This is a genomic window from Brevibacillus sp. BD137, assembly GCF_041644655.1.
Taxonomy (GTDB): Bacteria; Bacillota; Bacilli; order Brevibacillales; family Brevibacillaceae; genus Brevibacillus; species Brevibacillus brevis_D.
The window spans coordinates 433086-445407 of sequence record NZ_JAOTNO010000001.1 but is presented as its reverse complement, the minus strand read 5'-3'; the positions used below and the strand labels follow the sequence as shown (position 1 = coordinate 445407).

Below are 12322 nucleotides of genomic sequence, written 5' to 3'. Positions count from 1 at the left end.
CGATAAACGACTGCCAAAAGCCTTGTTCCCGTCAGTGGGGACAAGGCTTTTTTTCGTTGATTGGATGAAAAATGTTAGACAAAAAAACCAAAAAAACACCGTCAAGAATTGACAGACTTTACATACACATTGATATATACTGCTTTTACTGATAGAAGTCGTCCTACTATTTACCATTTTTGCTAGGACACATGCTTGCTGCCAAGTCGGTCAAAAGATGAGGGGGAAAGCAAGTGGTTGTGTATCTTGATATCATTCTACTCCTGAATGTGGCTATTGATACCTTGTTACTCTGGTTTACTGCTTATTTTCGCAAAGAGCGCATGGTGTGGTGGAGAATGATACTTGCCTCTCTTTTTGGCTCCGCGTATCTGGTCTTTTTCTTTTTCCCTGTGTTTTCTTCCATGTATCAATGGTGGGTCAAACTGCTCTTTTCTGTCATCATGCTGTGGATTGCTTTTGGGAACAGGAGGTTGTTGTCCTTTGCGCAAAACTTGATCATTTTTTACTTCGTCGCATTTGTGTTCGGAGGGGGAGTGCTTGGGCTACAGTATTTTTTGGCACCGCAGAGTGAAATTGTCAATGGACTGGTTGTCACGCATAATGATGGGTTTGGCGTCGGATTCAAGCCTACTTTGGGGATTGTCCTGATCGGTTTTATCCTGATCTTTTTCCTCGGGAAAAAGAGCTACCGTGCAATCCAGGAGCCACGAAGAATTGAAACCTTTCTCGTCGATGTCGTCGTTACGCTAGCAGGGGAAAAAGTCATTTGCCGTGGACTTGTGGACACAGGAAACCAGCTCCACGAGCCGATTACACGCATACCCGTCATGATTATAGAAAATCGCATGTTCGCACATTTGCTTCCGCCGTCGCTTCTCCGACAAGCCGATGAAAACGGTGGAGTGTGGGAGAAGCTGGACGGATCTTGGGATCATTTGCCGCTGGAATGGCAGTCTCGGGTACGCTTGATCCCGTATCGCAGCGTGTCAAGGGGAATGGATTTTTTGCTCGCAATCAAGCCAGACCGTGTCACGGTTGTGCAAGACGGGATTCGTTTTGAAACAGAACGGGTGTTAATCGGGCTTAACCCGATCCCATTGGCTGCTGATGGCAAGTATCAGGCTATCGTGCACCCAGCGCTGATGGAAACTTATACAGAGGAATCAACCTTTATTCTCAAACAGGAGGGCTAATCATGTTTGTAAAACTTCGCCTACAACTCCAACTGACCTGGTACCGAATCTTGCTCTGGCTTGGTGTACGCGCCGAAGAAGTCTATTATATTGGCGGGAGTGAAGCATTGCCTCCACCGTTGACCAGAGAAGAAGAGGAGCTGCTGCTCGGACGACTGCCGTCTGGTGATCCGGCTGTCCGCGGTATGTTGATTGAACGCAATCTTCGTCTGGTCGTTTACATCGCCCGCAAGTTTGAGAATACGGGGATTAACATTGAGGACTTGGTCAGCATAGGCACTATCGGCTTGATCAAGGCAGTGAATACCTTTGATCCAGACAAGAACATCAAGCTGGCAACGTATGCTTCTCGTTGTATCGAAAACGAAATCCTCATGTATCTTCGCCGTAATAATAAAATTCGTTCAGAGGTATCTTTTGATGAACCGCTTAACATCGACTGGGATGGCAATGAGCTGTTACTCTCAGATGTTCTGGGTACGGAGAATGATACGATTTATAAAAACATCGAGGACCAAGTGGATCGAAAGCTTCTGAAAAAAGCACTGGATAAACTGTCTGACCGCGAGAGAATTATCATGGAGCTGCGCTTCGGCTTGGCGGGAGAAGAGGAAAAGACACAAAAGGATGTAGCGGATTTGTTGGGAATTTCACAGTCGTATATTTCGCGTTTGGAAAAGCGAATTATAAAACGGTTGCGAAAAGAATTCAACAAGATGGTCTAACGCATATTTTCCCAGCTTGGGGGGATACTGTTCCTAAACCGAAACAGATGGTGGTTTTTGCCACCTTCTTGGTCGGCTACGCGTCAGTTACGCGGCCTTTCAAGACAACCGGGTTAGGGACTTTTTTCTTGCTTCGAGGAGGGAAAGACGTGACGCGCAATAAGGTAGAGATATGCGGGGTAGATACCTCCAAGCTTCCGGTGTTGACAAACAAAGAGATGCGGGATTTGTTTGAGCGCCTGCAAAGTGGGGAGCTGGCGGCCCGCGAGAAGCTGGTCAACGGCAACTTGCGATTGGTGCTTAGCGTAATCCAACGGTTCAACAATCGCGGAGAGTTCGTGGATGACTTGTTTCAAGTAGGCTGCATCGGGTTGATGAAAGCGATCGACAACTTTGATCTCGGGCAAAATGTGAAGTTTTCCACGTATGCCGTACCGATGATCATCGGAGAAATTCGCCGCTATTTACGGGATAACAATCCGATTCGTGTTTCCCGCTCTTTGCGAGACATCGCGTACAAGGCCTTGCAGGTGCGTGACAATTTGACCAACAAACATTCGCGAGAGCCTACCATTATCGAGATTTCTCAGGAATTGAACGTAGCCAAAGAAGATGTCGTGTTTGCACTCGATGCGATCCAAGATCCGGTTTCATTGTTTGAACCGATTTATCAGGATGGTGGCGATCCGATTTACGTCATGGATCAGATTAGTGACGAGAAGAACAAAGATGTCACGTGGGTAGAGGAAATTGCACTTCGTGAGGGAATGCAGCGGCTAGGTGACCGAGAAAAAATGATATTATCCATGCGCTTTTACGAAGGAAAAACGCAGATGGAAGTAGCAGAGGAAATCGGTATCTCACAGGCACAGGTCTCCCGATTAGAAAAAGCGGCAATTGCCCATATGCAAAAGCACGTTCAATCGTAATGAGAAACGACATAGGTGACCCGGCGGTCTTGTACCGTTCGGGTTTTTTGTACGAGCGGAAACGTTCGATTTCAATCGCCTTACTTTTTGGCAAAGAAGCGGACATATTCCTATTTGGACTCATATACTGAAAGTAACGGAGAAAAGAAGGTGAGGAAGAATGGTAAAAATCTCTGACTTCCAGACCAAAGAAGTGGTAAATATTCTCGATGGGAAACGGCTTGGGCAAATTTCAGATTTGGAGATCGATCTGCGTCACGGGCGCGTAGAGGCTATCGTCGTACCGGGACCAGGAAAATTTCTCGGGTTCTTTTCTGCCGGGAACGATTATGTCATTCCTTGGCGCAATATTGTGAAGATCGGGAAAGATGTGGTTCTTGTTCGGATGGAAGAAGCACTTAAAGTTGAAGTAAAAACTTCAGGCGGAGATGAATACTAACGAGAAAGGGAGAAAGGCACGGATAGCCTTTCTTTTCTTTTCGGCTATGGTATGATTAGCCATATGAGGATGGTGACAACATGAGAGAACCATTTGTCAGGGTAGAGGATAAGTCAATCTTATCGTTAACAGAGTGGGAGCAACAATTTCCTGGATTAGTGGCGGGGTTTACCATTCGCTCAGGCGGGGAAAGTGAACAACCGTACGGGTCTTTTAATATGGGGCTGCATGTGGGTGATGAATCTGCGAACGTAGTAGCCAATAGACGCAAGCTGGCAGAACAAGTCGGGATGTCATTTTCGGCGTGGACATGCGCCGATCAAGTACACGGGAATCAGGTATGCCAGGTTACAGCAGGCGGGGCGGGAAAAGAAAGTCTGGAGGACGTCATATCTGCAACAGATGGTTTGTTTACCCTTGAAAAAGGAGTCATGCTGACCTCGTTTTATGCAGATTGTGTGCCTCTCTATTTTCTACACCCTCAATCAGGTGCAATCGGACTTGCCCACGCAGGCTGGAAGGGAACAGTAGGCCGTATTGCCGAGGAAATGGTGAAGGCAATGACGAAGCACTATCAGGCCAAGCCAGCGGACATTTTCGTCGCAATTGGCCCATCCATTGGCGGCTGTTGCTATGAAGTCGATGAGCGAATCATGACGCAGGTTCGCACTTGTGCAGGCGATTGGGAAAAAGCAGTGATCTCCTCCACTGGGGATCGATATATGCTGGACCTCCGTCAGCTGAACACAGCGATATTGCTCGAAGCAGGAATTTCTTCCGGGAATATTTTCTCCACGCATTGGTGTACAAGCTGCAGAACAGACTTGTTTTTCTCTCATCGCAAGGAAGCTGGGATACAAGGAACTACCGGACGGATGGCTTCCTATATCGGCTGGAAGGAAAACCTGTAGAAGAAAGGGAAGGGTTCGTTATGACCAAGGAACAAGAATTGTTAAAAGAACGACTGCAATCCATCGAGGCAAGAATTCAGGCTGCTTGCGATCGGGCGAACCGCAAGCGTGAGGAAGTAAAAATTATTGCCGTAACCAAGTATGTCTACGCAGATGCTATTGGCGATTTGCTCGCTGTAGGCGTTGAGAATATCGGAGAAAATCGCGTGCAGGATGCCTTACCCAAGCATGAACTACACGGCGATAAAGGAATCTGGCATTTTATCGGGCACCTCCAGACGAACAAGGCAAAAGAAGTCGTAGGGAGATTCCCGTACATCCATTCTCTGGATCGACTTTCTTTGGCACAAGAGTTGAATCGACGCGGTGAAGCGCTGGATCATGTCGTAAAATGCTTTTTACAGATCAATATATCCGGTGAAGAGACAAAATTTGGGCTTAGTCCCAATGACGTATTGGCTTTTTTGCGCGAAACCAGTAATATGAGACATATAAGTATCGTTGGATTAATGACAATGGCGCCTGTTGTCGAAAACCAAGAGGAAGCCAGACAGGTGTTCCGTGGTCTCTATGAGTGGAAGCAACGGATTAACGAAATGGCATTCCCGCACGCACAGGTGGAAGAACTGTCCATGGGCATGTCTAGTGATTTTGAAGTGGCCATTGAAGAGGGAGCTACATATATTCGTTTAGGATCGGTATTGGTCAAGCCGGAGTAAAGGAAGGCAGGCCAAACCACAGAGTAAGAGAGGAGGAAGAGTATGGGTGTTATGAATAAATTGATGGGGTTTCTGGGGTTAGAAAACGAGGAATACATCGAAGAGACAACAACGGTGGAAGAGGAAAGAGAAGAGCAAGAGTCCTCGCACAAACGCCAGCCAGCGATCAGTCGAACTAACAACGTAGTACCGTTTCAAGCACGGGAAAAGGAGGGAATCCGTTTGATTCTCTGTGAACCCCGTCATTACAGCGACGCACAGGATATCGCGGACAACCTACGTCATCGTAGACCTGTTGTGGTCAATCTTCATCGCGTGGAAAAAGACCAAGCCAAGAGAATTATCGACTTTTTGAGCGGGACGGTCTACGCATTAAACGGCGATATCCAAAAGGTCGGAGACACGATCTTCGTGTGCACACCTGACCATGTAGATATTCAGGGTACGATCTCCAGTGTGCTGGAAGAGTAGCCATTTAAGACGAATGTAAAAGGGTGAGCTAATGAAAGTTATCGTAGATATTATAGATTTTGCCTTTACGGTATATCAATACATGATTATTGCTTACATTTTGATGTCATGGGTTCCTCAAATGAGAGGTACAGGCATTGGACAGTTACTGGAAAGACTGGTTGAGCCTTATTTGGCGCCATTTCGCCGGTTTATCCCACCGCTCGGCTTCATCGATATCTCCCCGATTGTCGCATTGATTGCCCTGCGCTTTGCCCAATCCGGCCTGTACGCCATTTTGAAACAAATCATGTTCTAGGCGAGTGAAACGATGAGCATATTTGACCATTTTTCAAAAGAAGAACGTCCCTTTGTTGAACGGGCGCTGGAAATGCTGACGCAAGTAGAGCGGAAGCAGGCCATGCGCCTTACTGATTTTGTAGACCCGAGGCAATTGCTGATTTTTCAGAGTCTATCCTCACAAGTAAGAGATGTGAAGGTTTCTCCATATGGAGGATACGAAGGTGCCGAGCGAGTTCGTATTATCATCCATCCGGAGTACCTCCCGGTCGAACCTGATGATTATCGCCTTACCTTATTGGCAATCAAGGCAGATCAGCGCTTTCATGTGCTGGAGCATCGAGATGTGATGGGGGCGATACTGGGTGTCGGGATGAAGCGGGAGAAATTCGGAGATATGCTGACAGATTCAGCGGGCAGCTATGCGATTGTAGCAGAGGAAGTTGCTGATTTTGTCTGTGGGCAGGTGACACAAATTCACCGGACATCTGTTCAGTTTGAGCAGGTAGCATGGGAGGCTTTCACACCTCCTGCACCCAAGTTTGTAGAAAAAACAATCACCGTCCCATCAGGTCGAATTGACGCGATCATCGGAGAAGTACACAATATGTCTCGTGCAAAAGCCCTGGTGCCAATTCGAGCGGGAAAAGTAAAAATCAACTGGAAAGTAATCGAAGACCCGTCATATCAACTCCAGATGGGGGATATGGTATCTCTTGCAGGCTATGGTCGGTTCAAAATTCTTGAGGTAGCAGGTCCAACGCGTAGCGGACGAATTCGAATGATTGTCGGACTGGTTACATAAGATGGACCAAGGCGCAAAAAATTGTAAAATACGGCAGGAAACACTGCTAATCCTGTCGAAATGATTAGAGACGAATTATCGGGAAAAGTGGGGGGTTCATGTGCCATTAACGCCGTTGGATATACACAATAAGGAATTCAGCACAGGCTTTCGTGGGTATAACATTGACGAAGTGAACGAATTTCTCGATCAGGTGATCAAAGATTTTGAGCTCTTGATAAAAGAGAAAAAAGAACAGGAAGAGCGCGTAGCCATTCTAAATGAGCGCGTAGATTACTATAAGAGTTTGGAAGAAAATTTGAGCAAGTCGATTCTGGTAGCGCAGGAGACAGCAGAGGATGTGAAGTCGAATGCCCGCAAGGAAGCGCAGCTCATCCTAAAAGAAGCGGAGAAAAATGCAGACCGAATCGTCAATGAAGCATTGGCGAAGTCGCGCAAAATCGCAATCGAAATCGAAGAATTAAAAAAACGTGCTTCGGTTTACCGTATGCGCTTTCGGACGCTTTTGGAAGCGCAACTGGAAATGTTGGAGAATGGCGACTGGGACAGCATCGAACAGCCACAGGTTGATTCTCCTGTAACAGTTGAATAAATCATTGACGTTCGAGCAATGATGGTATTATAATGAAAGACAACTTTTTTGAAATAAATCACAAATCATAGACGATGAACGGGAAGAGTACGTGAGCCAGCACTGCCTAGAGAGTCGGGAAAAGGTGAAAACCCGGCCAGTTGCTTTCGCAGAAAATCACCCGGGAGTTCAATATCCGAAAACCGTAGAACCTTGATGGTTGCACAGGTGAGTAAGTGAGCGCGTCATTCCCGTTACGAATGAGTGAAGTGGAACGAATCCGATGCAGGCTTTTTTGTCGTACGGGTTTGTTCAATCAGGGTGGTACCACGGGAGCTTTCTCTCGTCCCTTTTAGGGGATGAGTGAAGGCTTTTATTTATTTAAGGAGTGAATCAGGCCATGGATTACAGCAAAACTTTAGCGCTACCAAAAACCGATTTCCCTATGCGTGGCAATTTGCCAAGCCGCGAGCCACAGATGCAAGCGGTATGGGAAGAGCAAAATATTTACCAACAAGTGTTGGATCGTACAAAAGACCGCCCGTCTTTTGTCTTGCATGATGGCCCTCCATATGCGAATGGAGACATTCATATTGGTCACGCACTGAACAAAATCCTCAAGGACTTCATCGTTCGCTATAAATCCATGGCAGGCTTTTATGCGCCGTACATCCCAGGCTGGGATACACATGGTTTGCCGATTGAGCAAGCGATTATCAATGCACAAGGGCTGGATCGTCGTAGCATCGAAGTGAACGATTTCCGCCAGCGCTGTGAAGAATATGCTTGGTCCTATATCGACAAGCAACGCGACCAATTCAAGCGTCTGGGCGTTCGCGGAGATTGGGAAAACCCTTATGTTACACTCCTGCCTGAGTATGAAGCCAACCAAATTCGCGTATTCGGTGAAATGGCGAAGAAGGGTTATATTTACAAGGGTCTGCGCTGCGTATACTGGTCTCCGTCTTCTGAGACGGCTCTGGCTGATGCAGAAATCGAATACAAAGACAAGCGTTCTCCTTCCATTTACGTCAGCTTCCAAGTAGCAGATGGAAAAGGCAAGCTGGACACAGAAACAGGTGTTGTGATCTGGACAACGACTCCGTGGACATTGCCAGCAAACCTCGCGATCAGCTTGCACCCTGAACTCGAGTACAACGTCGTGAAGGTAGATGGCCGCAAATTCCTGGTAGCCAACGGTCTGATTGAAGCTGCGAGCAAAGAAATTGGCTGGGAAGGCGTAGAGATTCTTGCGACCTTTAAAGGTCAAGAACTGGAAGGTGTAGAAACGCAGCATCCGTTCTACGATCGCAAGTCTCCACTCATTCTGGGCGAGCACGTAACCCTGGATGCAGGTACTGGTTGCGTTCATACTGCTCCAGGACACGGGGAAGATGACTTTAACGTTGGTCAAAAATACAATTTGGGTGTCCTTTGCCCGGTAGATCACGAAGGTAAAATGACCAATGAAGCACCAGGCTTTGAAGGTCTATTCTATGAAGATGCCAACAAAGTGATTACCGAAAAGCTGAAAGAAAACGGAGCACTCTTGAAGCTCAGTTTCTTCACGCACTCTTACCCACATGACTGGCGTACGAAAAAACCGGTTATTTATCGCGCGACAGAGCAATGGTTCGCATCGATCGACGGATTCCGTACGCAAATGCTCGAAGCGATTAAAAATGTAAAATGGATTCCGCATTGGGGAGAAACTCGTCTGGCTAACATGATTGCGGATCGTGGCGACTGGTGCATTTCCCGTCAGCGTGTCTGGGGTGTACCGATTCCAATCTTCTATTGCAAAGCATGTAACGAACCGATCATTAACGACACGACGATCAACCATGTTGCTGATCTGTTCCGCAAAGAAGGATCGAAAGTATGGTTCTCCCGTGAAGCAAATGAGCTCGTTCCAGAAGGGCTTTCTTGCACCAAATGCGATTGCAACGATTTCCGCAAAGAAACGGATATTATGGACGTTTGGTTCGACTCCGGCTCCAGCCACCAGGCTGTTTTGCGCGAAAGAGGCATTGCTTGGCCAGCTGACATGTATCTGGAAGGCTCTGACCAGTATCGTGGCTGGTTTAACTCTTCTCTCTCAACAGGGGTTGCCGTGTATGGCACAGCTCCTTACAAATCCGTCCTGAGCCACGGCTTTGCATTGGATGGAGAAGGACGCAAAATGTCCAAATCCCTTGGTAACGTCATCGTACCACAACAAGTTATTGACAAGATGGGTGCAGATATCTTGCGTCTGTGGGTAGCTTCTGTTGATTATCAGGCTGATGTGCGCATTTCCGATGCGATTCTGAACCAGATCGCTGAGGTGTACCGCAAAATCCGCAATACGTTCCGCTTCCTGTTGGGTAACCTTGATGGATTTAATCCAGCAACAGACCGCGTAGCGTACGAAGAGCTGGGAGAGCTGGATCGTTATGTTCTGGCGAAAGCGGCAAAAGTCGCGAAGCGTACACGCAAAGCGTACGATGAATATCAGTTCCATACCGTTTTCCATGCGGTTCATAACTTCTGCGTAATTGATTTGTCCGCATTCTATCTGGATATTTGCAAGGATCGCCTGTATGTAGAAGCACCAGACAGTCTGAAACGACGTGCTGCACAGACAGTGATGTACGATTGCTTGCTCAGTCTGGTGAAGCTGGTTGCTCCACTCTTGCCGCATACAGCCGACGAGGTGTGGGCGTTCATTCCAGGTGTGGAAGAGAAGAGTGTGCAGTTGACAGACATGCCAGTAGGCGACGAACAACATCTCAGCTTTGCAGCAGAAGCAGAGAGCAAATGGGATGCGTTCCTGGCGATCCGTGACGAGGTTCTCAAAGCCATGGAAGAAGCGCGCCGCAACAAGGTGTTCGGTAACTCGGTTGATGCGAAGCTGGCTCTGTACCCACAAACGGAAGAAGTTGCGAAAACATTGGCAGCAATGGACGATCTCGCTGACCTGTTCATCGTGGCTCACGTGGATGTACACAGCGGGTCTGCTCCGGCAGAAGCAGTACAACTCGAAGGAATTGCTGCTGTGGTCTCTGCCGCAGACGGTGGAAAATGCGAGCGTTGCCGCGTAGTAAAACCTGATGTTGGCACTCGCGAGTCGCACGCGTCGCTCTGCGTACGTTGTGCTGATGTCGTCGAACAACATTACGCACATGTAACAGAATAAAATCCGTTGATCAACCTGTCATTCCCTTTGGGGGTGGCAGGTTTTTTGCGGTGAAAAACATCTCGATGTTTTTCAAAAAGGTAGATATGGCGCATGCGGACCAACAAAAAGTCATGGCCGTTTTGCTGGTCATATTTCCTTCGGGACCAAGACATACTACCTGTTGAGGAAACCAAACAAAGGTGGTGTACAGCGTGGACCAAAAGATGGTGGCCAGCTTCCGGGAAAAGCTGCTGGAACAGAAAAAAGAACTGGAAGACCGCGTACAGGACCATTATGGCATGAGAGAACCGATGACAACCTCTTTGCAGGAGTTCTCCATGTACGATAATCATCCGGCAGATATCGGCAGCGAGATGTTTGAACGGGAAAAAGATTTGGCTCTAGACAGTCTCGATCGTGAGACGTTAAAAGAGATTGATCAAGCGCTACAGCGTATGGAGGAAGGCACCTACGGCCTGTGTACCGTCTGTGGAGAGCAAATACCTGTGGAGCGACTGGAAGCATTGCCACAGTCACAAACGTGCAAGGAGCACGCACCAGCGCCAATAGTCAATGAGTCGCGTCCGATTGAAGAGGAGTTTTTGCAGCCACCATTCGGACGTACGTCTTTAGATGAAAAGGAAGGACAGAACGGATTCGACGGTGAGGATGCTTGGCAAATTGTCGAGTCATGGGGGACATCCAGCACGCCTTTTTCGTACCAGGGACCCGACAAAACGGATTACGACGAAATGTATATCGAGAGCAATGAGCCGGATGGTTTTGTAGAAGCCGTAGAGGAGATCGGTTATACCGATATTGAGGGCTATCACGGACCGGACAGTGTGCATTTTATGAGAAGCGGGACATATGAGGAGTACATGAGAAAAGGAGAAGGGAAAGGAAACTTCCTCTCCTATGACGATTATGAGGGAGAGCAAGCAGAGCGAGAGGGCAAGGATGACTATTCGTGATCAGGTAGCGATCGCAGACCTGCAAATTGAGCGCGTGGAAACGTATCCGCTTCTTCATCGTCTATCGCAAGCTTACGGTGATGCGAATGGGTATAAGCGTTATCGAACGAGTTATCTCATTCGGATTATCACACGGGCTGGAATAGATGGTTGGGGAGAAATTATCGATTGGCTGCCGACGCTCCACAAGGGCTTTTGTGAGCGCATCATTCCATACTTGCTGGGGAAGCAGGTAAATGACAGAGTAGCCATTGTCGATGTCATAGGAAAGTGGCATCAGCGATCGGCTTCAGGTGTCAGTATGGCCTTTACGGAAATTTTGGCGAAAGCGGCGGGGTTATCTGTGTGCCAACTGTGGGGAGGGCAGATTCATTCTGGTATCCCGGTATATGCCTCCCTCCAATCCTACCGTGAAACAGAAGACTGGATGCAACAGTCATGGAAGCAAGTCAGCCAGCAAGTCGACGATGGCTTCAAGATGGTGAAAGTAAAGATTGGTGGGCGTTCTGTTCAAGAGGATCAGACGCACATTGAAAAACTGATGAATTTGCTTCCTGAGAAAGTCCAAGTAGCAATAGATGCCAATCAGAGCTACGACTGTGCGACTGCAAGGAAGTGGGCAGGGCTTTTTTCCCGTTATGGTAATTGGCTTTGGCTGGAGGAGCCGATGCCTATGGATCGTACAAACGAATATGTCAAGCTTCGTTCGTCTTTATCCATTCCGCTTGCTGGCGGAGAAAACTTGATCCGTTGCACACAGTTTTTGCCCTTGTATAAGGAGGGGGCCATCGATATTGCACAGCCTGACCTGATGCATACGGGGGGCATTGACGATTATCGAACACATTTGCAAATGGCCCGTCAGTTTGGTTATCGCGTGTCTCCGCATTCCTTTGATGGCTCGCTGGCACGATTGTATACGTTATTTGCACAAGCTTGCTTGTTAGCATGGACCAAGATGGATAGCCATCCCATTGAGCCTGTCGAATGGGACGTGATGGAGAACCCCTTTACACAATTGTTTCCGCTGCGCCCCATAAATGGCGAAGTGACGCTACCCAGTGGCGTGGGAATAGGTGTTGAACCTGACTGGGAGATTATTAACGCGTTGCGCTGGGACGGTAGCGCTTATGCGTAAGACAA

The 12322-nt window shown here is 47.8% G+C and carries 13 protein-coding genes and 1 other annotated feature; all 13 genes read left to right on the top strand.

What is annotated here, in order from left to right; all coding sequences use genetic code 11:
• Nucleotides 1-233 precede the first annotated feature (233 nt).
• The 13 genes from spoIIGA to ODZ53_RS02340 all read left to right on the top strand — a co-directional run bounded on the left by spoIIGA (nt 234) and on the right by ODZ53_RS02340 (nt 12317).
• Nucleotides 234-1196: a sigma-E processing peptidase SpoIIGA gene (gene spoIIGA / locus ODZ53_RS02400; RefSeq protein ID WP_372675788.1), complete on the top strand. Its 963-nt coding sequence runs from the start codon at nt 234-236 to the stop codon at nt 1194-1196.
• 2 nt (nt 1197-1198) lie between these two features.
• Nucleotides 1199-1921, top strand: a complete 723-nt coding sequence (sigE, locus tag ODZ53_RS02395) for an RNA polymerase sporulation sigma factor SigE (protein WP_372675787.1) — start codon at nt 1199-1201, stop codon at nt 1919-1921.
• A 149-nt stretch (nt 1922-2070) separates the two neighbouring features.
• Nucleotides 2071-2850 (top strand): RNA polymerase sporulation sigma factor SigG, encoded by a 780-nt coding sequence (gene sigG / locus ODZ53_RS02390; RefSeq protein WP_015892086.1) that lies wholly within the window; start codon nt 2071-2073, stop codon nt 2848-2850.
• Nucleotides 2851-3010: 160 nt separating this feature from the next.
• A complete protein-coding gene (locus ODZ53_RS02385; protein WP_015892085.1) occupies nt 3011-3289 on the top strand; it encodes a YlmC/YmxH family sporulation protein in 279 nt (92 codons plus the stop codon).
• Between the two features lie 80 nt (nt 3290-3369).
• Complete coding sequence (pgeF, locus tag ODZ53_RS02380) at nt 3370-4200, top strand: peptidoglycan editing factor PgeF (RefSeq protein ID WP_173605316.1); 831 nt, start codon at nt 3370-3372, stop codon at nt 4198-4200.
• A 20-nt stretch (nt 4201-4220) separates the two neighbouring features.
• Nucleotides 4221-4919 (top strand): YggS family pyridoxal phosphate-dependent enzyme, encoded by a 699-nt coding sequence (locus tag ODZ53_RS02375; protein ID WP_372675785.1) that lies wholly within the window; start codon nt 4221-4223, stop codon nt 4917-4919.
• Nucleotides 4920-4961: 42 nt separating this feature from the next.
• Nucleotides 4962-5390, top strand: a complete 429-nt coding sequence (locus ODZ53_RS02370) for a cell division protein SepF (RefSeq protein WP_015892082.1) — start codon at nt 4962-4964, stop codon at nt 5388-5390.
• Nucleotides 5391-5421: 31 nt separating this feature from the next.
• Nucleotides 5422-5688: a YggT family protein gene (locus ODZ53_RS02365; RefSeq protein ID WP_372675784.1), complete on the top strand. Its 267-nt coding sequence runs from the start codon at nt 5422-5424 to the stop codon at nt 5686-5688.
• Nucleotides 5689-5700: 12 nt separating this feature from the next.
• Nucleotides 5701-6474, top strand: a complete 774-nt coding sequence (locus tag ODZ53_RS02360; protein ID WP_372675783.1) for a YlmH family RNA-binding protein — start codon at nt 5701-5703, stop codon at nt 6472-6474.
• Between the two features lie 100 nt (nt 6475-6574).
• On the top strand, nt 6575-7066 hold the full coding sequence (locus tag ODZ53_RS02355) for a DivIVA domain-containing protein (RefSeq protein WP_007717747.1): 492 nt from the start codon (nt 6575-6577) through the stop codon (nt 7064-7066).
• 65 nt (nt 7067-7131) lie between these two features.
• Nucleotides 7132-7399, top strand: a binding site (T-box leader).
• Between the two features lie 46 nt (nt 7400-7445).
• A complete protein-coding gene (gene ileS, locus ODZ53_RS02350; protein ID WP_372675782.1) occupies nt 7446-10223 on the top strand; it encodes an isoleucine--tRNA ligase in 2778 nt (925 codons plus the stop codon).
• Between the two features lie 182 nt (nt 10224-10405).
• Nucleotides 10406-11179 carry a TraR/DksA C4-type zinc finger protein gene (locus tag ODZ53_RS02345; protein WP_372675781.1) on the top strand — a complete coding sequence of 258 codons (774 nt, stop codon included), beginning with the start codon at nt 10406-10408 and terminating at the stop codon, nt 11177-11179.
• A complete protein-coding gene (locus tag ODZ53_RS02340; protein ID WP_372675780.1) occupies nt 11166-12317 on the top strand; it encodes a mandelate racemase/muconate lactonizing enzyme family protein in 1152 nt (383 codons plus the stop codon). Before ODZ53_RS02345 ends, ODZ53_RS02340 begins: the two co-directional genes overlap by 14 nt.
• Nucleotides 12318-12322: the final 5 nt, after the last annotated feature.